Annotated in this window: 22 protein-coding genes; 15 read left to right on the plus strand and 7 right to left on the minus strand. The window is 57.6% G+C overall.

Going from position 1 to position 21914, the window contains the following annotated elements; genetic code table 11:
* Nucleotides 1-39: 39 nt before the first annotated feature.
* The 8 genes from gdhA (at nucleotide 40) to JXO48_10415 (ending at nucleotide 7166) form a co-directional block, all read left to right on the plus strand.
* Nucleotides 40-1389, plus strand: coding sequence for an NADP-specific glutamate dehydrogenase (gene gdhA, locus JXO48_10380; GenBank protein MBN2284285.1), 1350 nt, complete (start codon nucleotides 40-42; stop codon nucleotides 1387-1389).
* A 238-nt stretch (nucleotides 1390-1627) separates the two neighbouring features.
* Nucleotides 1628-2974, plus strand: a complete 1347-nt coding sequence (locus tag JXO48_10385; protein MBN2284286.1) for a citrate synthase — start codon at nucleotides 1628-1630, stop codon at nucleotides 2972-2974.
* Between the two features lie 61 nt (nucleotides 2975-3035).
* Complete coding sequence (locus tag JXO48_10390) at nucleotides 3036-3260, plus strand: hypothetical protein (protein ID MBN2284287.1); 225 nt, start codon at nucleotides 3036-3038, stop codon at nucleotides 3258-3260.
* A 10-nt stretch (nucleotides 3261-3270) separates the two neighbouring features.
* Complete coding sequence (locus tag JXO48_10395) at nucleotides 3271-3729, plus strand: pyridoxamine 5'-phosphate oxidase family protein (GenBank protein MBN2284288.1); 459 nt, start codon at nucleotides 3271-3273, stop codon at nucleotides 3727-3729.
* Between the two features lie 156 nt (nucleotides 3730-3885).
* The gene (locus JXO48_10400; protein ID MBN2284289.1) at nucleotides 3886-4761 is read left to right on the plus strand and encodes a pyridoxamine kinase; all 876 of its coding nucleotides are present in this window, start codon (nucleotides 3886-3888) and stop codon (nucleotides 4759-4761) included.
* 51 nt (nucleotides 4762-4812) lie between these two features.
* Nucleotides 4813-4986: a hypothetical protein gene (locus tag JXO48_10405; protein MBN2284290.1), complete on the plus strand. Its 174-nt coding sequence runs from the start codon at nucleotides 4813-4815 to the stop codon at nucleotides 4984-4986.
* Nucleotides 4987-6195: a cystathionine gamma-synthase family protein gene (locus JXO48_10410; protein ID MBN2284291.1), complete on the plus strand. Its 1209-nt coding sequence runs from the start codon at nucleotides 4987-4989 to the stop codon at nucleotides 6193-6195.
* 59 nt (nucleotides 6196-6254) lie between these two features.
* The gene (locus JXO48_10415) at nucleotides 6255-7166 is read left to right on the plus strand and encodes a GNAT family N-acetyltransferase (GenBank protein ID MBN2284292.1); all 912 of its coding nucleotides are present in this window, start codon (nucleotides 6255-6257) and stop codon (nucleotides 7164-7166) included.
* A gap of 18 nt (nucleotides 7167-7184) precedes the next feature.
* Here the strand turns inward: JXO48_10415 and JXO48_10420 are convergent, their stop codons facing one another.
* Nucleotides 7185-8633, minus strand: a complete 1449-nt coding sequence (locus JXO48_10420; protein MBN2284293.1) for a glutamate--tRNA ligase — start codon at nucleotides 8631-8633, stop codon at nucleotides 7185-7187.
* A gap of 731 nt (nucleotides 8634-9364) precedes the next feature.
* On the opposite strand from JXO48_10420, the gene JXO48_10425 reads away from it, so the two are divergent.
* From JXO48_10425 to JXO48_10450, 6 genes are all read left to right on the plus strand, one after another.
* Entirely contained in the window at nucleotides 9365-10822 is a 1458-nt protein-coding gene (locus JXO48_10425; protein MBN2284294.1) for a hypothetical protein, read from the plus strand.
* A gap of 229 nt (nucleotides 10823-11051) precedes the next feature.
* Complete coding sequence (locus tag JXO48_10430) at nucleotides 11052-11759, plus strand: NERD domain-containing protein (protein MBN2284295.1); 708 nt, start codon at nucleotides 11052-11054, stop codon at nucleotides 11757-11759.
* Nucleotides 11760-11802: 43 nt separating this feature from the next.
* Nucleotides 11803-12180: a hypothetical protein gene (locus tag JXO48_10435; GenBank protein ID MBN2284296.1), complete on the plus strand. Its 378-nt coding sequence runs from the start codon at nucleotides 11803-11805 to the stop codon at nucleotides 12178-12180.
* Nucleotides 12181-12541: 361 nt separating this feature from the next.
* Entirely contained in the window at nucleotides 12542-13903 is a 1362-nt protein-coding gene (locus tag JXO48_10440; protein ID MBN2284297.1) for a TrpB-like pyridoxal phosphate-dependent enzyme, read from the plus strand.
* A gap of 14 nt (nucleotides 13904-13917) precedes the next feature.
* Nucleotides 13918-14175, plus strand: a complete 258-nt coding sequence (locus tag JXO48_10445; GenBank protein MBN2284298.1) for a hypothetical protein — start codon at nucleotides 13918-13920, stop codon at nucleotides 14173-14175.
* 211 nt (nucleotides 14176-14386) lie between these two features.
* Nucleotides 14387-15715, plus strand: coding sequence for a replication-associated recombination protein A (locus JXO48_10450; GenBank protein ID MBN2284299.1), 1329 nt, complete (start codon nucleotides 14387-14389; stop codon nucleotides 15713-15715).
* 10 nt (nucleotides 15716-15725) lie between these two features.
* On the opposite strand, the gene JXO48_10455 is transcribed toward JXO48_10450, so the two are convergent.
* On the minus strand, nucleotides 15726-16511 hold the full coding sequence (locus tag JXO48_10455; GenBank protein ID MBN2284300.1) for a cyclase family protein: 786 nt from the start codon (nucleotides 16509-16511) through the stop codon (nucleotides 15726-15728).
* A gap of 318 nt (nucleotides 16512-16829) precedes the next feature.
* Between JXO48_10455 and JXO48_10460 the strand changes: the two genes are divergently transcribed.
* Entirely contained in the window at nucleotides 16830-17258 is a 429-nt protein-coding gene (locus tag JXO48_10460) for a hypothetical protein (GenBank protein ID MBN2284301.1), read from the plus strand.
* A gap of 152 nt (nucleotides 17259-17410) precedes the next feature.
* On the opposite strand, the gene JXO48_10465 is transcribed toward JXO48_10460, so the two are convergent.
* Genes JXO48_10465 through JXO48_10485 form a run of 5 tightly spaced genes read right to left on the minus strand, consistent with a single transcriptional unit; the run spans nucleotide 17411 to nucleotide 21881 of the window.
* Complete coding sequence (locus tag JXO48_10465; protein ID MBN2284302.1) at nucleotides 17411-17899, minus strand: Zn-ribbon domain-containing OB-fold protein; 489 nt, start codon at nucleotides 17897-17899, stop codon at nucleotides 17411-17413.
* A gap of 16 nt (nucleotides 17900-17915) precedes the next feature.
* Entirely contained in the window at nucleotides 17916-19076 is a 1161-nt protein-coding gene (locus JXO48_10470) for a thiolase family protein (GenBank protein MBN2284303.1), read from the minus strand.
* Nucleotides 19077-19082: 6 nt separating this feature from the next.
* Complete coding sequence (locus JXO48_10475) at nucleotides 19083-20216, minus strand: thiolase family protein (protein MBN2284304.1); 1134 nt, start codon at nucleotides 20214-20216, stop codon at nucleotides 19083-19085.
* Between the two features lie 21 nt (nucleotides 20217-20237).
* A complete protein-coding gene (locus JXO48_10480; protein ID MBN2284305.1) occupies nucleotides 20238-20687 on the minus strand; it encodes a dehydratase in 450 nt (149 codons plus the stop codon).
* A gap of 42 nt (nucleotides 20688-20729) precedes the next feature.
* Nucleotides 20730-21881 (minus strand): acyl-CoA dehydrogenase family protein, encoded by a 1152-nt coding sequence (locus JXO48_10485; protein MBN2284306.1) that lies wholly within the window; start codon nucleotides 21879-21881, stop codon nucleotides 20730-20732.
* Nucleotides 21882-21914 lie beyond the last annotated feature (33 nt).

Here is a 21914-nt window from a genome sequence, read left to right on the forward strand (position 1 = left end):
GATCAATATTGAGTACATGTTTCTAAAAGGAGAACAGCTATGAAAGAATTTATCAAGATGTGTGAGGAGTGTAATCCGGGTGAGGTTGAGTTTTTGCAGGCCGTGGCGGAGGTGGCTGAGTCGCTGAAGCCGGTCATCGATCGTCATCCTGAGTATCGGAAGGCGAAGGTCCTGGAGCGGATGGTGGAACCGGAACGGACCATCATATTCCGGGTGCCTTGGGTCGATGACAGGGGTGAGGTCCAGGTGAACCGAGGGTACCGTATCGAGATGAATAGCGCGATCGGTCCTTACAAGGGCGGGTTCCGGTTTCATCCGTCGGTGAATCTGAGCATTTTGAAGTTTCTGGGGTTTGAACAGGTGTACAAGAACGCCTTGACCACGCTTCCCATGGGTGGCGGAAAGGGCGGGTCGAACTTTGACCCCAAGGGAAAATCGGACCTTGAGGTGATGCGGTTCTGCCAGAGCTTCATGACCGAGATCTTCCGGCACCTGGGTCCGAACACAGACGTTCCGGCCGGTGACATCGGCGTGGGCAAACGGGAGATCGGCTACCTGTTCGGGATGTACAAGAAATTGCGGAACGAGTTTACGGGAGTCCTGACGGGCAAGGGCCTTGAGTGGGGCGGCAGTTTGATCCGCCCCGAAGCGACGGGGTACGGCTCCGTGTACTTCGCGGCGGAGATGCTCGCCACGCGGAACGAGACACTGGCAGGGAAGACCTGTCTGGTGTCTGGTTCGGGAAACGTTGCGCAGTACACGGTTGAGAAGCTGCTCGAGCTGGGGGCGAAGGTGGTGACCCTGTCGGATTCGGCGGGCTATATTTACGATGAGAGCGGCATAACGCGCGAGAAGCTTGACTACGTGATGTATCTGAAGAACGTGGAGCGCGGCCGGATGAAGGAATACGCCGCGAAGTATCCTGAGGCTGTGTATACGCCGGTGGACCCCGATCTTGATTATAATCCGCTGTGGGATCACAAGGCGGACTGCGCCTTTCCGTCGGCGACGCAGAACGAGATCAGCGGCAAGGATGCCCAGCACCTGATCGACAACGGGGTATACGTGGTAAGTGAAGGCGCGAACATGCCGACGGCTCCCGCCGGTGTCGATCTTTTTGTGGAGCACAAGCTGCTCTATGGTCCGGGCAAGGCGGCGAACGCCGGTGGTGTTTCCGTGTCCGGTCTTGAGATGACGCAGAACAGCCTGCGATTGAACTGGTCCCGCGAGGAGGTTGACTCCTATCTGCTGAGGATCATGAAGAGCATTCACAGGGCCTGTATGGATGCGTCCGAAGAGTACGGGACGCCGGGCAATTACGTGAACGGGGCGAACATTGCCGGGTTTGTGAAGGTCGCCGAGGCAATGATGGCCCAGGGGATCGTGTAACACCGCAATCCATCGGCGGCGGTCCAACCCTGATCTCATGACCGCCGCCGATCTTTGACTGTGTCGGTTGTGTTCCAGGAAAGGCTCCGGGGCGTTTGATAGGCCGCGGAGCCGTCATGTTTTTCACTATGGCGGAACCTCCAGTCGATGACCCCTTCGTGTTCTTCGTGTGCCTGCGTTGAGAATTCGGAATCGACGTTGTTGACTGATGTGAATCCGGGATGTTTGGAGGTTGATCATGAAAGATGTTTCTGCGGCGGTTCCTGCAATTGACGGGAGTCCCCGGGAGGACTCCGCCACACTGATCGTCGACGGGAAAATGCACCATATCCCCATTATAGCGGGGACCACGGGGGAACGGGCGCTCGATATCAGCAATCTCAGGCGGGATACGGGCCTGATCACGCTGGACACGGGCTTTGTAAATACGGGAAGCTGCGAAAGCGCCATCACTTATGTCGACGGCGAACGGGGGATTCTGCGATACCGGGGGATCGATATCGAGCAGCTCGCCGAACGATCCAGTTTTGTCGAAACGGCATATCTCCTCATCAACAATACGCTTCCCACGGCCGATGAGCTTCATGCCTTTTCGGAACTGCTTACCCAGCACTCGCTCATTCACGAGGATATGCTCGATTTCTTCCGGCATTATCCGCCGCGGGCCCATCCCATGGGGATCCTTTCCTCCATGGTGACCGCCCTTGCCGCCTTTTACCCGGACCTGCAGGCCGAAACGGCCGTCGAGGGGATCAATATCACCGTGGCGCGGCTCCTTTCGAAGATGAGGACCCTCGCCGCTGTGTCATATAATATTTCCATCGGACACAAGGTGATCTATCCCCGGTATGACCTGAGCTACTGTGCCAACTTCCTCTACATGATGTTCGACACGCCCGTGAAGAACTATGTCATCGATGCGGACATCGTTCGAGCCCTTAACGTCTTCTGGATACTTCATGCCGATCATGAGCAGAATTGCTCGACCACGGCGGTGCGCCTCGTGGGCAGCGCCCGGGTGAATCTCTACGCGGCGGTGGCAGCGGGCATCTCTGCCCTGTGGGGACCGCTTCACGGAGGAGCCAACCAGGCGGTCATGGAAATGCTCCAGGATATTGAACGGTCCGGTGGTGATATACGGCCCTTCATTGCCCGGGCAAAGGATCGGAAGGACCCCTTCAGGCTTATGGGATTCGGCCATCGCGTCTATAAAACCTTCGATCCGCGGGCGCAGATAATGGAAAGCATCTGTGAGGCGGTTCTCAGTAAGCTGAACATCGAGGACCCGCTGCTCGATATCGCGCGGAGGCTCCGCGACGCTGTTGCCGGCGATCCCTATTTTATCGATCACCATCTCTATCCGAACGTTGATTTCTACAGCGGCATTTTCCTGCGGGCGATACGGATCCCTCTCAACATGTACACCGTCATGTTCGCCATCGGACGGCTGCCCGGATGGATCGCACAATGGAAGGAGAGCCTCGACGATCCCAAGCGGAAGCTGGACCGGCCGCGGCAGGTATATACGGGTCCTGAGAAACGGGATTATATCCCTCTGGACCGCCGGGACCCGGAACGGATGTAAGCGATCGGCTACCGGCACCGGACATGATAAGAAAATGTGTCTTCCACAGGGGATGTGACGGATGAAAAGAAGAGCGGCCGCAGGTGCACTGATGGTCCTTGTTCTTCTGTTCTTCATGGCGACGGTGACGGCGGCCGCCGTTGATTCCCCGGACATGGCCGGCGGTTCCGGAAATGCCGTTGAAGGGGAGCGGGTCCATGACCCCGTGACACCGCTTCGCGTCATCTCCGTGATCGTCATGGCCCTTTTCCTCGCGTGGTATATCCGGCGAAAAATGAAGCTCTGAGGTACGGTGTATGAGAAGAAAGGACAAGGAGATCACGGAACGAAACGTCATTGATTCGATCATTGCCCGTGCCGATGTCTGCCGTCTGGCGCTCTCCGGTGACAACAACCCCTACCTGGTGCCGCTCTGCTTCGGCTATGACGGGACCTGCCTGTACTTTCACAGTGCCGGGGAGGGAAGGAAGATCGACATGCTCCGCAGGAACCCGGCGGTCTGCTTCGAGATGACCGTTGACTGCAAACCCGTGGAGGGCGCCAGGTCATGCAACTGGACGATGCGCTTCATGAGCGTCATCGGGTTCGGCAGGGTGTCGTTCATCGAGGATGCCGACGAGAAGCGAAGGGCACTGGGCATCATATTCTCGCGCTATTCAGACGCTCCCTTTGCCGCCGATGAGCCGATCATTGAAAAAACCCTTGTATTCAAGGTGGACATTACGGATATATCTGGTAAAAAATCGGGATATTGAGTTTTGTCGCCTGAATGTTCTCCATCGGCCGCTTCGCGGGGAGTTCACCTTTGAACGGCCCGTCGTCCCGACCGGGGGTCGCTCACGGATCGGCGGGGAACCACCGAAACGTGCCACGCCGGGCATCCGGAGGAGTTCAGGGCGGGGAAGGGGGTCTTGATGAAAAATCCTGTTCAGCGGGTCGCCGCGATCCATGACCTGTCCGGCTTCGGGCGCGCGTCGCTCACCGTGGTGATACCGATCCTTTCGACCATGGGCATCCAGGTCTGTCCCCTGCCGACAGCGGTGCTTTCAACGCACAGCAAGTTTTCAAATTTCTATTTTGTCGACCTGACCGAACATATCGAGCGGTTCATCAGCCACTGGAAGGAACTGGAACTGTCCTTCGACGCCGTATACAGCGGGTTTCTCGGGTCGCACCGCCAGATCGGTATCGTTATCGATTTCATCGATTATTTTCACCGGGAGGATCAACTCGTTGTCGTCGATCCCGTCCTGGGAGATGACGGTGCCCTGTACGGTCCTCTGGGGATCGACATGGTCGCGGAGATGCGGAAGCTGATCGGAAAGGCCCACGTCATCACGCCGAACCTGACGGAAGCGTGCCTGCTCCTGGATGAACCGTACCGGCGTTCATTTCCGATCGAGGCGGCGAAGGACATGATCGTTCGGCTGTCGGAAAAGGGCCCCCGCATCGTCATCATTACCGGTATCCCGGAAGAGGAAGGAAGCCGCATGACGTCGGTGATTGCCTACGACCGGAACAGTCGGCGGTTCTGGAAGGTCGTCTGCGAGTACCTGCCGGCCACCTATCCCGGTACCGGCGATGCCTTCACCAGCGTCATCGTGGGCAGTCTCCTGCAGGGTGACAGTTTGCCGATCGCGCTGGACCGGGCCGTCCAGTTCATTTCCCTCGGTGTGCGTGCAACCTTCGGATATCTGTACAATACCAAAGAGGGCATTCTGCTTGAACGGATACTGAGTAATCTTCGCTCAAGCGTGCAGATCAGCAGTTACGAAATACTTGATTGAGTGACCCGGCAGGTCCATGACCGGGTGTGAGAGAAGGCGGGAGGGGACCCCGTGAAAAAGTATTATCTTTTCATCTTTGTCGTTCTGGGCGCCGCCGACCTGATATACGGTCTTGTCAAGCCCGACCGCCTCAGCGTGCTTATCGGTGCCGTCATGGTGTTCATCGCCCTGTCGGTTTTCTACAAACAGGTAAAACAGGAAAAGCGGGAAAAGAAAGAGGGTTGAATGGCGAGGAGAAGGCAGAGCTCAGCGACAGAGAACAGGGCTCCCGGCCCCGGGACGACGTCCGTCTGGGCAGGTGAGGAAGGACCCTTCTGGAAAGGTTCGACGCAGGTCCCCATCGTACCGAGCGTTTCATTCGGCTATGATGATCTCGACCGGTGGATGGAGGTCGGTGCCGGAAGAAGGGGAGGACACATCTACAGCAGGAACACGAACCCCACGGTCCGGGTATTTGAAGAGAAGATCCGTCTTCTTGAGGGAGCTGAAGCGGCAACGGCCTTTGCGACGGGAATGGCGGCCGTCAGCAATACCCTCTTTGCCCTGCTGTCACCGGGGGACCGTGTTGTCTCCATCAAGGACAGTTACGGCGGTACCAACAAGCTTTTCATCGAGTTCCTGCCCCGCTTCGGCATAGAGGTAACCCTCTGTGAAACCACCGATCATGATGAGATCGAGCGGGAGATCGCCGCCGGATGCCGCCTGCTCTACCTGGAAAGCCCCACCAACCCGACCCTGAAGATGGTCGACATCGCCCAGCTTGCCGACGCGGCGAAGCGGCGCGGCGTGCTGGTCGTCGTCGATAACACCTTCGCCACGCCCATCAACCAGAAGCCATTGAAACTCGGCGCCGACCTGGTGGTCCACAGCGCTACCAAGTTCCTCGGCGGTCACGCCGACGCCCTGGGCGGCGCCCTCTGCGGTCCCGCTGATCTGGTCGAATCGGTCTTCCATTTTCGTGAGATCAACGGGGCGATGCTGGACCCGCAGTCCGCCTATCTTCTCCTGCGCGGCATGAAAACCCTTCATCTTCGCGTCGCCAGGCAGTGTGAAAGCGCCATGAAGATCGCCCGCTTTCTTGAATCCCATGATCTGGTGGAACGGGTCTTTTATCCGGGCCTTGAAAGTCACCCACAGCATGAACTGGCACGGCGGCAGATGAACGGCTTCGGCGGCATTCTCAGTTTCATGCTGAAAGGTGATTTTGACGAGGTGCGAAAATTCCTGCCGCGCCTGCGGTATGCCCATCGGGCGGCCAACCTCGGTGCCGTCGAGACGATCGCGGGACCGCCGGCGGTCACGAGTCACGTGGAGTGCACCCCGGCTGAGCGGGCGGCTATGGGTATCCCCGAAAGCCTTATTCGCTACTCCGTGGGCATCGAAGACGCTGAAGACCTCATGGACGATCTTGCCGCGGCCCTCTCCGGGAGGTGAGGGACATCACGGCTCATCACCGGCATGAGGGAATTTCCGAAGGGGATGAAGAAGAGACCATGGATGTCGTTTTTCGTCACGCGGGATCCGATGATATCCCCGGCGTGGCCCGCGTATACCGTGAGGCCGTGTCGGAACTCAACCGGACCAGGGGGTTTGAATATCGTTCGCTTCGAGATCTGCCGGTAAACCCTTTTTACGCCTATTCGTTGAAGTATGAACCCCGGGGGTTCCGGGTGGCTGAGCACCGCGGTGAGATCGTCGGTTCCGCCATCAGCTGGACCCGCGGCACCTTCTGGTTCCTTTCCCATCTCTTCGTAAAACCTTCCTGGCAGAATCACGGCATCGGCAGGACCCTCCTGGAGGAGGTCCTTTCCGCCGGAACGGGTTCGGAGGGAATGGAACGGGGGGTTGTCACCTATGCCTATAATCCCGTTTCCCAGAGGCTTTATGACTCATTCGGCATGGGCCGGCGGGAGATCATATACCGCTTGACCGGCACGGCCGGACGGCTTCCCGCGTTCCTGAAAGCGGAGCACCCCCCGAAGGGATATGAGGTAAAAAAAGTGTCTGCCCGGGGCTCACGGGAACTGTCGCCAGTGGACGAACAGGTGCTGGGAATGGTCCGGCAGCGCCATCACCGGTTTTTCCTGTCCGGACCGGGCGTGAGTTGTTATGCCTTTCTGCGGGGAGGGGCGATACGAGGCTATGTCTATATCTGGCCGGACGGCCATGTGGGTCCCCTCGCGGTCCTGAAACCGTCCCTCCTCATGAAGGTGCTGCGTTTTTCACTTGCCCGCGCCGGGGGTGCCGGCGGCCGCCTGTCAATGCTCGTGCCGGCGTCCAACAGAGAAGCACTGAACCTTCTCCTCACAGGTGGTTTCAAGGTACAGTATCCTCTCTGTTTCATGTCTTCCCGGCGCCGGTGGAAATGGGACCGCTATTTCTTTCATTCCCCCGGTATGATGTGAGCCGGCGCCGCCCGAGGGCTACGCCGCAAGAAGCGCTTCGATCCGCCTGATGGACTCATCCCTGCCCAGGGCGTCCACCAACGTGGGTATGTCCGGGCCGTGACAGCTTCCGAAGAGGGCCAGCCGGAGCGGGAAGTAGAAATCCTTTCCCTTGATGCCCAGTTCTTTCATCGACTGTTTTACCAGGAGGGAAAGCTCCTCAAGGGTCCAGGCGCGCTGTTTTTTCAACGCCGCCGCCCAGAACGCGTATATCGCCTGAGATGGATCGCCGGTGATAAATTCCAGGTCCTCTTCGGATAAGGTCGGGTCCTCGTAGAACATGCGGGCGTGGTTCACAATATCCGACAGTCGTGAAATATAATCACGGGCAATGGTGATGACCTTGAGATATTTTGCGTCCTCACCGATGTCGATCCCCGCATTCTCGAAGTAAGGCTTTGCCTGCTCGGCCACGTATTCCAGCGGAAGGCGGCGAATATACTGGCCGCCCATCCAGTTGAGCTTCTCTATATCAAAGATCGCCCCCGCTTTGTTGATGCGGTCAAGGGTGAAAACCTCCTCCAGTTCCTTCAATGTGTACAGTTCCCGGTCGTCGGGACCATGCCAGCCCAGGAGGGCGATAAAGTTCAGCAGCGCCTCGGGCAGGTATCCCGATGCGAGATAACTTTCAACGGCCACGTCACCCTGCCTTTTGCTCAGCTTGCTCCGGTCCGAGTTGAGCAGCAGGGGCAGATGGGCGAACTCCGGTGGCTGCCACCCGAAGGATTCGTAAAGATACAGATGTTTCGGGACGCTTGAAAGCCATTCTTCACCGCGGATGACATGGCTGATACTCATCAGGTGATCGTCGACGACGCTGGCGAGGTGGTAGGTGGGGAAACCGTCGGATTTGAGCAGCACCTGGTCGTCCATCTGTGAATTGTCCATGGCCACCTTGCCGCGGATGATGTCGTCAAAAACGACCCGTCCTTCCCGGGGATATTTGAGCCTGACGACCCGGGGAACATCCTTTTCCAGGTTTTCATCAACCACGCGTCGCGGTAGGTCGCGGCATTTTCCGTCGTACATGGTGGGCCGCTTTGTTTTCCGCTGCATCTCCCGGAGTTCGTCGAGGCGCTCTTCCGTGCAGAAACAATAGTAGGCATGCCCGCTTTCAATAAGTCTGTCCGTATATTCCCGATAGAGTTCAAGCCGTTCCGACTGGATATAGGGACCCGCATCTCCACCGGCATCGGGGCCTTCGTCATAATCGAGACCAACCGCTCTGAGCGTGCCGATCAGATTTTCCAGCGCTCCCGGGATCGAGCGTTTCTGATCCGTATCCTCGATCCGAAGGATGAATTTTCCCTCTCTGCTTCTGGCGAAGAGATAATTAAAGAGGGCCGTCCGCAGGCCGCCCACGTGCAGATACCCCGTCGGGCTTGGCGCGAATCGCACCCTGACTTCTTTTCCGTTGTCTGTTTTCATCACAGAGAAATTCCTTTGCTGTTACCGAGATGGCCGCCATTATAACCCGGCCGGCCGAGAACCGCAATCATCATGAACAGTGCCACCCCTGTGTTTTGCATACCCTGTGCCCGGGATGGAGGCTTCACAGGAGGGCCTCATAGTCCATCGGCCGTGATCTTGTCAAGGAAAACAACGAACACCGGGACGGTCCCGCGCCTCGGTGGTGGACACACACCCCGGCACCGCATCAATTTGACATGGTTTACGCCAATCTGGCGTATGTGTCGAAAGGAGTGGTGCGACCATGCATCATCTCTCAAGAGAGGAAAATGCGTCATTTGTCACTGTATATTCGATAATTACAGGCTTTGTGCAATGATCGGGAAAAGATGATGCAAAAACGCAATGACCGGTCATGAAAACAAAATATAATCGTGATAACAATATGTTACTGACCATCTCGCCAGCAGGTGATGCAGCGAAGCATCACTGGTTCGGGGACATGGGAAACGGTCCCTTGTGAATGAGCCCGTGTGGTTTTTGTAACAGCATAAAATCACTGGATTTGTTGATTTTTTATGACAGTGCCCCGGATGGCATGAATATTGATATATACCCGGCAAGGTGTTGGATCTTCCCGACACCGCCAAGGCCTGAGTTGATTCGATTATTGTGATGGTGACCAAAGGGCTTTCTAACATGTAATTTTCAGGATCGGGAATTGAATTCCCGCATGGAGGAGGAAAGAAATGAGAAAAGAGAGAGAGTATGGAGGGATTCAACCGGGAATCCACATTGCCGGACCCCTGACACTCAGAATCCCGTTTGTTCACTACCGCTTTGAGTGGGCCGACTACATCCAGGGTCTCCTGATGTGTACGGTCTGCCTTTCAATAATTCCCGTGCTGACCGGCAAACTGGGTATGTCCTTCGAGGTGGCGCTCGCCATCGTTATTTTGAACGGGACCCTCTATCTGGCACACGTAACCTTTGGTGATCCCGTTGTACCGGGATGGGTCACACCGGCGATCCCGCTCTTGATCGCATACTGCGAAACCTTTGCCCCCGGTGTTGAGCGGATGCAGGCCCTGATCGCCTTTGAGATGACCTTCGGTCTTTTCTGCGTCCTGCTGGGTGTTACGGGGCTGGCGAAAAAGTTCATTTCGCTTATTCCCAACGCCGTGCAGGCCGCGATCCTCCTGGGTGCCGGTTTCGCCGCGATCATGCTGGTGTTCAAGCCCGGTGAAGGTCTGAAGAGCTTCGATTCCTATCCCTGGACGATCATCATCTGTATCGGTCTTGCCTACTACCTGCTGTTCTCGGGTCATTTCAAGAAGATCAGAAACAAGAACAAGGTTCTCTACTATCTGTCCAACCTGGGCATGATGCCCGCCCTGGCCCTTGCGGTCATCGTCGGTCCCCTGGTCGGCGAAATTCCCTGGCCCACCTATGAAGCGAAGATATTCACCAATCCGGATTTCGGTTCACTGCTCAGAGACTGGACCATGTTGGGGGCCATTCCGGTACCGCCTTTCAAGATGTTCATCACGGGCCTTCCCATGGTTATCAGCGCTTACATCGTCGTGTTCGGCGACGTTATTCAGAGCCAGGCCCTTCTGGAAGACGCCCAGCGGTATCGCCCCGATGAGGACGTAGACTACAACCCGAACCGGTCGCACATCATTTTCGGCGCCCGTAACCTGATCATGAGCGTCTTCGGCCCCGATATCTCCATGTGCGGGCCCCTGTGGGCGGCCATGCAGGTCGTCGTCTGCGAGCGTTACAAACACGGCCCGGTGGCAATGGAATCCGTCAACGGCGGCGCCGGCTCGTTCCGGTGGGGTACCTGGACGGGGTACTTCCTGGCCCCCATTCTTGCGACGGTGAAACCGATACTTGGCGTGGGACTGGCCTCGACAATGCTCATCCAGGGGTACGTCAGTGTCAGGATCGGTGTTCTGAAAGCGCGCTCCTTCAACGACCTTGGTATCGCCGGTGTGGCCGGCGCCATTCTGGCGACCCGCGGCGCCGCCTGGGGTCTTGGTTCCGCCATTCTCCTCTGCCTGCTCATTTACCTGGGAACGACCCTGGATCACGCCTACATGAAGGATGAGCCGATATTCCCCTTCGACAGCCCCGAGAAGATCAAGGCTGAAGTGGCGAAGCATATTGAAGAAAAGAAACTGCATGACGCAGGGAAAATGTAACAAGTAGTACCGAAACAGAGTGTTTACACTGCAACATCGTCTGCCCGCCCATAACCCTCCGCCTCCCCCGCAGAAGGGGGAGGCAGGGCGGGTAACGCCCTCCGGATACGGCCAGGAAATAACGACTGGCATTAATTACCGTAACAGTATATATATTCTGCATAAATCGGACACGGAATGGGTGCTTTCAAGCTGCTGATCATAAGGTACGCGGAAGGGAGCGGTAACCATGGCCTACATCGAGGGATATCCCGGAGAAAAGATCGAAACCACTACGGGAAAGCACCTCGGATTCATCGTCATCGTGGTGGTCCTGCTGGTGGGGTTCCTGGCGTACAGTGCCGATGACTGGCGGGAGGAGATACCCTCGATCATTTTAACCGTCTCCATTGTCGTCGCCGTTATCCTCTTTGTTTCCTATAAAATAAATCCCCTGGGATGGCGCAGGATCTTCAGAAAAGAACGGGTGGAGGAATCTCTGAGGATGGACCGCCTGATCGCCGACCGTCTTGCGGAACTGGACGACTCCCATTTCATCTTTCATGACATCACCTTTGAGCTCTTTCACGTGGAGAACCTGGTCATCTGTCCCGGCGGCATTTTTGTGATAGAGAAGCTGGAGTCGCCCGATGCGCTTGCCGTGCGGGGGAAAATACTCTTCGCCGGTGATGAGCCTCTTGATACGGTGACGGGAAACCTGTGGCGGGTTTGCCACCTGATCAACATCGTCATGGAAAAGGGGTTCAAGGAAGATATCATGCCGCAGCCCCTGCTGGTGAGGCCCGGCGAAGCCTCGGTCAACATCGGTGATTTCGACGGCATCATCATAACGACCCTTGATGGAATGATTAAGGCCGTCGAGGGCCGGCACAAGAAAGCGATCGAGCAGGAACTCGTCGAGAGATTCGCGTTCTACATGAAAAAGCGTTACACCTGAGCGCGCCCGCCGCGGTCATGCCTGAAACGGAAAGGATGAGATCGTGCAGAAAATACCCTTTAAGCAGTTTCCACCGTCGGTGAAGAGGGGGATCATTTTTCTCTTCACCGCCTGGGGAGGCTTCATTCTCGTCCAGTTCGTTATGCTGGGCCAGCTTCTGTTCATTCATGACACGGTGGGGCTCTTCTGCTGTTTCATGGTTTACGCGCTCAGGGACATGGGGCGTTATTTCTGCGTCGTGGTCAATATTCTCATGATCGCCTTTCTTGTGTATCTCCTGACGGCCATGGAGCAGCCCCACCTTCTTTTCCTGCTGCTCGCGGGGTGCAACATCGTCCTCTTCGCCCTTGCCACTTTTTTCATCATGACCAGGGAAACGGCGGCATTCTTCAAAGATAGGAGCGGTGCGAGTGGGGGGTAGGGGTACGGATTATGGATTATGGGGATTACGGATTACGGGGTACGGATTGGGGATGGTGATAAAATTACGCTTGACGGGCCGGGTTTCCTGTGATATCGGTTTTCGAAATTTCCGGTTTGAAAGGTTTTGAACGGATCATGAAGAGGGCGTTGATCCATAGACTGTACTGGTGGTGGCAGGTGATATAGGCCTGCTCCCATACGCTCTCCCTTGACAACATGATGAGAAAAGAGCCGTGGGTGTGGATACGGTGACCCCCACGGCGTTTTTGTATATGCGAGCCACGGGGCGTCCCGTGGCTTTTTTTATGTGTAAGAGATGAAGAGGAACTATCAGTGAGAGCATGAAAGGAGGAAAAGGAATGAAAGAGGTAAAAGTATTTCTCAATGAAAGCGAGATGCCCCGGCAGTGGTACAACATCCTGTCCGATATGCCCGTACCCCTGAGGCCGCCGCTCCATCCGGGAACGGGGCAGCCGATCAGTCCCGATGACATGGCGGCGATCTTTCCGATGAATCTCATCGAGCAGGAGATGAGCCCGCAGCAGTGGATCGATATCCCGGAAGAGGTTCTTGAAAAATACCTCATCTGGCGGCCCACGCCGCTGTGCCGGGCGTATAATCTCGAAAAACTGCTCGGCGCGCCGGTGCGGATCTATTACAAGAACGAGGGGACGAGCCCCGCGGGTTCCCACAAGCCGAACACCGCGATCGCCCAGGCCTATTACAACAAGGCTTTCGGCATCAAGCGGCTTTCCACGGAAACGGGTGCTGGCCAGTGGGGGAGCGCTCTCAGCATGGCCTGCTGCATGTTCGGTTTGGAATGCCGCGTCTTCATGGTCCGTGTCAGTTATGACCAGAAGCCGTACCGGCGGATAATGATGGAGACCTGGGGTGCCCAGTGCTTTCCGAGTCCCAGCGATATCACCGAAACGGGGAAAAAGGTCCTTGCGGAACATCCCGATTCGCCGGGGAGCCTTGGTATCGCCATCAGCGAGGCGATCGAGGATGCCGTCGGAAACGGTGATTCACGGTATTCTCTGGGAAGCGTGCTGAACCATGTCCTGCTCCATCAGACCATCATCGGCCTGGAGGCGCAGCGGCAGCTCGAGAAGATTGGTGAGTATCCCGACGTGGTCATCGGCTGCGCCGGCGGCGGCAGCAATTTCGCCGGTATCGCGCTTCCCTTCTGCCGGGACAAGATCAACGGAAAGGACATCTCCATCATCGCTGCGGAACCGTCCTCCTGTCCGACCATCACCCGCGGTCCCTACGCCTATGACTTCGGTGACCTGGCGATGACGACCCCGCTGCTCCCCATGCATTCCCTGGGTCATGATTTCGTGCCCGCTCCGATACATGCCGGAGGTCTCCGGTATCACGGCATGGCGCCCATTATCAGCCATCTCGTGAAGGAAGGTGTCATCGAAGGCAGGGCGTACCATCAGCTTGAGACCTTTGACGCCGGCATCAAGTTCGCACGGACCGAAGGGTTCATTCCGGCGCCCGAAACGGACCACGCCATCGCGGCGGTCATTGAAGAGGCATTGCGGGCGAAGGAGGAGGGGAAGGAAAAGGTCATTCTCTTCAACTGGAGCGGACACGGGCTGGTCGATCTCGCGTCATACGACGCCTATCTGGCGGGGAAACTGTTCAATTATGAACTTCCCGACGAGGAGATCGAGCGGGCCCGTAAGGTGGTCGGCCAGTATCCGAGACCCTGACGAGGATGGATGACATGTCAGATTATGATTCAAGGATGATCCGGTGTCTTAAACTCGGGGGCGAGGTTACCTTCGCTTACTGCCGGCGCGAGCAGGGCGGCCTTCCCTGCTCGCGTATCATCGGCTGCTGGCGCGGTATGCTCCCCGTCGAGGACTATCTGAAAAGCGCCCTGTCGCCGGAGGAAATGGCCCGATGCTTCGGGCAACTGCCGAAGGATCGCATCACCACGATGTTTGAGATCGTCGATGCGGTGAAGAAACAGGGGAAATAGGCGGCCTGTCGCGTGGAGTCGGGTCCTTTTGGTGTGTCCATTGAAACGGGGCGTTACAGGGATCGCACCATGATGAACCCGTTGCGATTCGCGTTGTAATTCATTGCCCTTCGAATCGAGTTTCTATATGATGATTCGGTATTGCACGGGTGTCCCGCACCATCTGGAAACCGACGGGTACTCTGTGCAGGGTTTATGAACGGGGTGTGCCATGGATTTGAACCGTCCGCTGGCAGACAGGATGCGTCCCCGCGTCCTCGATGAATTTGTCGGACAGCAGCACCTGCTTGGGAAGGACAGCCTCCTTCGAAGGGCAGTCGAGGAGGACCGCCTTTTCTCCATCATTTTCTGGGGGCCGCCGGGTTCCGGAAAAACGACGCTTGCCCGGCTCGTGTCGGCGGAGACGGAGTCGCACTTCGTCACGTTTTCGGCGGTCCTCTCGGGAGTGAAGGAGATCCGGGGCGTCATCGCCGAGGCGCGGTCACAGCTTGAGGAACAGGGCAGGAAGACGATCCTCTTCGTCGATGAGATCCACCGGTTCAACAAAGCCCAGCAGGACGCCTTTCTCCCCCACGTTGAGAGCGGCCTGATCACGCTCATCGGTGCCACCACGGAGAATCCCTCTTTCGAGGTCATTGCGCCGCTGCTTTCCCGTACCCGGGTCATGGTGCTGGATCCCTATTCTGAAGAGGAACTGACCCTTATCCTGGAGCGGGCCCTCCATGACCGTGAACGGGGACTGGGGTCGCTGGGGTTGTCCATCGACGATGACGCCCGGGAACATATCGTCGCCACGGCCGACGGTGACGCCCGGGCGGCGCTGAACACTCTTGAGGCGGCGGTCCCCCTCGTTGGGGAAAGCGGAACGGCTCCGGGAAGGATCACCCTGAAGATTGCCGAAGAGGCGCTTCAGCGGAAGGCCCTCCGGTATGATAAGGGGGGCGAGGAACACTATAACCTGATATCGGCCTTTCACAAGAGCCTCAGAGGAAGCGACCCCGATGCGGCGCTTTACTGGCTGGGACGCATGCTCGAGGCCGGTGAAGATCCCCTGTACATCGCACGGCGCATGGTCCGCTTCGCCTCGGAGGATGTGGGGAACGCGGACCCCCAGGCCCTGGGCATAGCCATGGCGGCCATGGAGGCCTTTCATTTTATCGGGCTTCCCGAGGGAGACCTGGCACTCGCCCAGGCGGCCGTGTATCTTGCCACGGCACCGAAGAGCAACTCGCTTTACGCGGGGTTCGGCAGGGTCAGGGAGGCCATCAGAACGACGGGGGCGCTCCCCGTTCCGCTCCATATCAGGAATGCCCCGACCCGGCTCATGAAAGGCCTGGGTTACGGGAAAGGTTACCGGTACGCCCATGATTACCCCGAGGCATATACGCCTCAGGAATACCTTCCGGAAAAACTTCGCGGCCAGCGATACTACACACCCACCGAACGGGGATATGAGAAGATCATCAGGGAACGGCTCGAAAAGTGGTACCGGCTGCGTGACAGGACCCGCGGCACACGTGAAAAGGACGACACAAAGTAACTCCCGTGGGTCATGGCTCTTCGATGATCGCCACCGGCCGCACCCAACCGGCGCTGGCGGCCCTGATATTCACCGGGAAGCAGCAAACCCTGAATCCTGAGGATCTTCCGATCGCCGAAAGGTTCGCCATCTTTTCCATGTGACAGTACCCGATCTCGATCCCCGCGAAGTGCGCTTCCCAGATGACCCGGGGGTCACCGGTCCTTTTGAATTCCTCCGCTAGATAGGGCAGGGGACGGTCCCAGCTCCAGGCGTCGATACCCACCACCCGCACGCCCCGCTTCGTCAGGTACAGGGTGCTCTCCCGGTCCATGCCGGCCCCCTTGACCAGGTACTCGGCGGTCCCCCAGTACCGGTCGGCCCCGGTCTGGACGAGCACGATATCAAGAGGCCTGATCACATGGCCGATCCGTTCGAGCTCTTCTTCGACATCCCGCGCGGTGATCCGCTCCCCGTCCCCCTTGTGGCGGAAATCAAGAAGCACTCCGTCGCCGAAGCACCACTCCAGCGGTATTTCGTCGATGGTGAGAGACGGTTTTCCTCCATCCATGGTGGGGTGATAATGATAGGGGGCGTCGAGATGTGTCCCGCTGTGGGTCGTCAGGCTGATGAACTCGAGGGCCCACCCCAGTCCTTCCGGCAACTGCTCGCGTCTGACACCGGGAAAGAACTCCTGCATCGATGGGGCGCCCATTTCGTGATCGATGTAATCAATCTTCGGGATCATCATCGCCGGGTCGCTGGGGAGCCCGGACTCTATGGCGATGCTGAGGTCGACGAAACGATATGCGGCCATACCGCCTCCTTTCATGTGAAGCGCTTTTCGAAATGCCTGTTTTTCCCCTTTCCTGGAAATCGTCGTTACTAAACCATGTTGGACGGTTCCTGTCAATATTCCACGACCCTGCCGTGTGCCCGCGGAAGCGATCCTGTCGCACACCGGACCCCGGAAAGGAGCCCTGTGATCATGGCTCCGGCGACTCCGCGCTTTCTATTTGCAGCCGGCTGTGGTATAGGGTTACATCATTTGCCCCATCGATCTCATTGTTGCAGGCGGCGGATCATCGGCCCGGCCGGATCCATCCCGCTCCCCGCCGGCAAGAAGGAGGACCTCATGACCCACCGGTTTTGTCGCCATGCCGCCGTTTTCCTGCTGTGTTTCCTGCTGCTGATGCTGCTTGGTTGCGCGGCGTCATCCCCCGCGAAGAAGGGGAAGCCGGGCGATGAAACCGGCCGGCACAGCATCGCCGGCATCTGGAAGTCTCACATCTGGGGATCGATGATACTCAAGCAGTCCGGCGATCAGGTCTGGGGCACCTATGATTACAACCAGGGGCAGCTCAGAGGGGTCCTGGAGGGAGATCGTTTCAGCTACCGCTGGTGGGAGCTGGTGCCGCATCGTTCCTATGAACAGGCCTTTAAAAATCATAGGGGGGACGGGTACTTCGACCTTTCCGACGACGGGAAAAAGCTTGAGGGGAAGTGGCGTCTCGAAGGGGTCGAGGAATGGGGCGGCGACTGGTTCTTCAGAAGGATCAGGTAAGTCACAGAAGAGGTCAAGTCTACCGTTGACCCTTGACAAGCAGGAGATCGTGTCGTTCACCATGCCCTGTCTGCTCAGAAGAACATGAACCGGTGCGCGGATAAAGGGGGCGTACCCTCACCCGCGTTTCCGGTTCACGCGCTGTGTTTCCATCATGCCGGCTGGAAATAGTCGATGTCGGTGACGTTCCCTACCCGTTTCTTTTTCCAGACCGCCTTCATCCGGGTCCCGATCTTCAGCTCTTTGCCGGCCTTATCGATGTCGGAAAGGTCGATCCCCCTGATGAAATGCAGGATCGCGGTGTCGGCGCCGTCGAGCTTTATCAGACCCATGATATAGGGTGGATCGGGCATTCCCACATACTTGATGCAGTTGATGGAAAAGGTGACGAGACGCCCCTCGTCCTTTACTTCAACCCATTCGTCCGTTTCGGTAAAGCAGCGCTCACAGTTCTTGCGGGCCGGTACGAGGACCTGCTTGCATTTCGGGCACCGCCTTCCCATGATCTTCTTGTTGTCCCGAAATTCCCGCAGGTACCTGCTTGTGATCTCCCCGGCATAATGCCTGAAGGGAACGCTCCATGTCTGTTCGACCACGATATACTGATCCTTTGTATCTTTTCCGCCACTTTGCTGTGTCATGTCATTTCCTCCTTTGTCATCGCGGCTGTGCGCCGAGCATCATCAGTGTATGAAACTGCAGCATGCCCCCGAGCCCTGAAGCCAGGGCCGTCTCGGCGTTCGGCACCTGTCTGAGCCCGCCTTTCCCCATGATCTGGATCGCCGCTTCGGCGACCCGCAGCTCCGCCGTCGCGCCGATGCAATTCGTGCACAGAACGCCGCCGGAGGGATTGATGGGCAACTCTCCTCCCATCCAGGTGACGCCTTCTTCAAGGAGCTCACCACCCTTGCCCTCATCGCAGAAGCCGTAGGCCTCCGTCTGGGTCAGCTCGAGACTGGTGAAGGGGATGTAAAGCTCGGCCACGTCGATCTCCTTCAGGGGATTTTTGATCCCGCACTTCTCATAGAGACGCCTGGCCGCGACCGCCAGGGATGCCTCGTAGGAGACATCCGGCCTGTCGCCGAAGAAGGGGCCATCGGCGATCGATATGACGCCGTTTATCCACGCCGGCCTGTCAGTGATGGTCTTTACGACGTTCTCTGAGGCGAAGATGACCGCCACGGCACCGTCGGAACGGGGGCAGCATTCGAGAAGCCGCAGGGGCCACTCGACGATCATTGAATTCAGCACGTCCTCCACGGTGACCTCGAACCTCAGGTGAGCGTGGGGATTGTTCATCCCGTGTTTATGCGCCTTCACGGCGGAAAGCGCCCGCTGTTCATGGGTGCTTCCGTACTTGTGCATGTGCCGGGTCGCCGGGATGGCGCCGAGCGAGATGGCGCTTCCTCCCATGACCCGCTCATGGTAGGGGCAGGTGCAGGTGTTCAGAAGCGGCTGGGCGTCGACTGGCTCGCTGACGCGCTGTTCCGATACGGCCATGACGATGTCGAACATTCCCGAAGCGACCTGCTCATAGGCGGCCATGGCCGTCGACATGCCCGTGGCACCCGCCGTGTTGATCCTGATGACCGGTTTGTTGTATCCCCCGGCGGAGCCGCATATCCATCGGTCACAGCAATCGACACCGTCAAAGGGGTCCATGACACCCATGGTCAGCGCTTCGATGTCGTCTATTGAGAGTTTTGCGTCATCAAGGGCGGCCTTCGATGCTTCAAAGGTGACCTCGGGATGAATAACATCCCGGCGGCGGGACACGAATTTCGTCTGTCCGACACCAACTATTGCAACTCGTTTCATCGTATTTTACCTCCTCGCGATAACAACGCAGCTTCTCTGCGCCCCGTACCCGCTGATGCAGTGTGCAAGGGCCGTTTTCACATCCTTTACCTGATGGTCCTTCGCATCGCCACGGAGCTGAAGAACACATTCAACAAAACGGGCGAGGCCGGATGCGGAAAGCGGATTAGAGGACAGGACACCCCCCGACGGGTTGACGGGAAGTTTTCCATCGATCACGGTCATTTCTTCGTCGATCAGGCGACTCCCCTCTCCTTTTTTGCAGAAACCCAGGGCTTCGCAGGCCATGAGCTCGTGATAGGTGGTGATATCGTACACCTCGGCGACATCGATATCTCCCGCGGGGTCTTCTATCCCCGCCATTTTGTATGCCGCCCTGGCGGCATGTTTCGTGGCCGTCAGTTCGGAAAGGTCCTTGTCTTCAAGATAGTACGTATGATTTGACCATCCGATGCCCTCGAGCCATACGGGATTCCTGCAGATGCGGCGCGCAAATGGCTCGTTTGCCAGGACCACGGCGCAGCCACCGTCCGACCAGGGGGCGCGTTCGAGGGTGCGCACGGGCCAGCAGTCGAAAGCGGAATGCAGCACGTCCGTTTCGGTTACTTTCTTGCGCAGGTGGGCAAAGGGATTTTTCAGCGCGTTGTTCCTGTTCTTTACCGCCACCTTCGCGCTCTGCGATTCCGTGATGCCGTACTTCTCTCGGTATTGAAATGCCTGCATGCCGTTCGCGAGCTTTTCGTGCAGTCCCAGGTGTCGATGGTAAAACGGAGCCAGGCGCATGTTCGTGACCAGTTCCTGGGGACCTTCCGACGAGATTCCCGTCGAGATGACAAGGGTCGTTTCGAACTCACCGGCCATAATGCCCATGAAGGCCTGGGCCAGGGCGAAGAGGCCGTCATCGTTGATCCGGATTTCGTCCTTGAGATACCCGCCCGCAGCCGGAACGGTATACATGTGCTCGGCGGTCCTTCCCGTCACGAGGTCGTATTCACCGGCGACGACATTGTTGATCTGCCCGATGTCCAGTGCGGCGTCGGCGAGCGCCGTTTTCGCGATCAGGGCGGACTGATCGCTGAAGACATCGCCTTTACATTCTTCGGATGGTATCTGTCCCACTCCGATAACTGCAACTCTCATAGGATTCACCCCCTTCGGTTCTTACGATTGCGGTTTCTTTTTCATCAGGATGATCAGCCTGCCGCACATGGTCGACTGCCCGTTCTGATTGAGGACGTCGCAATCGATGAATATCAGTCCCCGGTCGGTCTTGCTCGTTTCCTTCTTCTGGGCCACCGTCGCGACGACGTGAATGGTGTCTCCGAGCATGATGGGCCATTTGAACCGCCAGTTTTCGATGCCGAAAAACGCCATGATGGTTCCTTCCAGGAAATTCAGCCGCACCAGGAGACCGACGGCGATCGACATGCCGCACATGCCGTGAGCAATGCGGCCCCCGAAGGGCTGGGTCGAGGCGAATGCGGCATCGGTGTGGAGCGGATTGAAATCGCCGCTGAATCCGGAAAAATTGACCACATCGGCCTCCGTGACGGTCCGCCCCAGCGTGCGGATCTCTTCCCCCTCGGTGAAATCTTCAAAGTATCTTCCCAATACAATAGACATGAGTACCTCCTTTTCATGAACGGGTGTGCCTCAGCGCATCCCCATTTCTCTGATGATAACGTGCCGCATGATCTGTGACGTGCCGGCCCCGATGGTACCGACCTTCGCGTCGCGGTAGAGCCTTGAAACAAGGTATTCATCCATGAACCCGTATCCACCGTGTACCTGAACAGCCCGGTCGATCACCTTAAGCGACGTTTCCGTGCAGAAAAGCTTGGCCATTGATACTTCCTTGTTACAGGGGATGCCACCATCGACCAGTGCGGCGGCGTGATAGGCCAGCCTTTTGCTTGCTTCCACCTCCGTCGCCATGTCGGCGAGCATGTGGGCGATCACCTGATGGCGGATGATGGGCCTGTTGAACTGCACCCGTTCACGTGCGTAGCGGATCGCTTCCTCCATTGCCACCTGGGCTCCCATGTAGGCTAGAACACAGGCGGAAAGGCGTTCCCGCTCAAGACCGGCCATGAGAGCGAAAAACCCCTGACCTTCCTGTCCAAGCAGGTTTTCCTTCGGGACCATGCAGTCCTCGAAGACCAGTTCCGCCGTATCGGAGGATTTCATGCCCATCTTGTCGAGCTTTCTTCCGACGGAAAAGCCGGGCGTGTCCGTATCGATGAGCAGCAGGCTGACACCTTCGTACCCGGGGCCGCCCGTCCTGACGACGGTATTGATCACGTCGGCCTGGGTTCCGTTGGTGATGAACATCTTCGACCCGTTGACCCGGTAGTGATCCCCTTCGATGACCGCCCTCGTTTCGATGTTGGCCACGTCTGAACCGTGATTGGGTTCAGTAATGGCGACCGCAATGATCTTGTCGCCGCTGCACACCGGTTTCAAATACTTAACCTTTTGCTCGTGCGTGCCCGCAGCGTTCAGCGACGGGCTTGCCATGTCCGTCTGCACGCAGACGCTCATGGGAAACCCCATGGCGCCGCAGCGGCACAGCTCTTCCCAGAAGACGATGGTCATCTTGATATCGGCGTCCTGCCCCCCGTATTCGGCGGGATAGCCGAGGCCCAGGAATCCCAGGTCGCCCATGCGCTTGAAGATGGTCCTGTCATAGCAGCCGTTGTGCTCCCATTCATCGATCTTCGGACGAACCTCCTTCTGAATGAAGCGCCGCACCGTCTCACGAAACGCGTTGTGTTCATCATTGAAGAAATAGTCCTGTGAATTCACTGCATCCTCCTTTTTGTGTATTGACCGGCATGA

This window comes from Deltaproteobacteria bacterium (assembly GCA_016933965.1).
In the GTDB taxonomy this organism is placed as follows: Bacteria; Desulfobacterota; Syntrophia; order Syntrophales; family UBA2210; genus JAFGTS01.

Bases quoted from the DNA above. Each gene is read 5' to 3' on its own strand.
- gdhA (MBN2284285.1), top strand. From the start codon at position 40: ATGAAAGAATTTATCAAGATGTGTGAGGAGTGTAATCCGGGTGAGGTT.
- JXO48_10385 (MBN2284286.1), top strand. From the start codon at position 1,628: ATGAAAGATGTTTCTGCGGCGGTTCCTGCAATTGACGGGAGTCCCCGG.
- JXO48_10390 (MBN2284287.1), top strand. From the start codon at position 3,036: ATGAAAAGAAGAGCGGCCGCAGGTGCACTGATGGTCCTTGTTCTTCTG.
- JXO48_10395 (MBN2284288.1), top strand. From the start codon at position 3,271: ATGAGAAGAAAGGACAAGGAGATCACGGAACGAAACGTCATTGATTCG.
- JXO48_10410 (MBN2284291.1), top strand. From the start codon at position 4,987: ATGGCGAGGAGAAGGCAGAGCTCAGCGACAGAGAACAGGGCTCCCGGC.
- JXO48_10415 (MBN2284292.1), top strand. From the start codon at position 6,255: ATGGATGTCGTTTTTCGTCACGCGGGATCCGATGATATCCCCGGCGTG.
- JXO48_10420 (MBN2284293.1), bottom strand. From the start codon at position 8,633: ATGAAAACAGACAACGGAAAAGAAGTCAGGGTGCGATTCGCGCCAAGC.
- JXO48_10425 (MBN2284294.1), top strand. From the start codon at position 9,365: ATGAGAAAAGAGAGAGAGTATGGAGGGATTCAACCGGGAATCCACATT.
- JXO48_10430 (MBN2284295.1), top strand. From the start codon at position 11,052: ATGGCCTACATCGAGGGATATCCCGGAGAAAAGATCGAAACCACTACG.
- JXO48_10440 (MBN2284297.1), top strand. From the start codon at position 12,542: ATGAAAGAGGTAAAAGTATTTCTCAATGAAAGCGAGATGCCCCGGCAG.
- JXO48_10445 (MBN2284298.1), top strand. From the start codon at position 13,918: ATGTCAGATTATGATTCAAGGATGATCCGGTGTCTTAAACTCGGGGGC.
- JXO48_10450 (MBN2284299.1), top strand. From the start codon at position 14,387: ATGGATTTGAACCGTCCGCTGGCAGACAGGATGCGTCCCCGCGTCCTC.
- JXO48_10455 (MBN2284300.1), bottom strand. From the start codon at position 16,511: ATGGCCGCATATCGTTTCGTCGACCTCAGCATCGCCATAGAGTCCGGG.
- JXO48_10460 (MBN2284301.1), top strand. From the start codon at position 16,830: ATGACCCACCGGTTTTGTCGCCATGCCGCCGTTTTCCTGCTGTGTTTC.
- JXO48_10465 (MBN2284302.1), bottom strand. From the start codon at position 17,899: ATGACACAGCAAAGTGGCGGAAAAGATACAAAGGATCAGTATATCGTG.
- JXO48_10470 (MBN2284303.1), bottom strand. From the start codon at position 19,076: ATGAAACGAGTTGCAATAGTTGGTGTCGGACAGACGAAATTCGTGTCC.
- JXO48_10475 (MBN2284304.1), bottom strand. From the start codon at position 20,216: ATGAGAGTTGCAGTTATCGGAGTGGGACAGATACCATCCGAAGAATGT.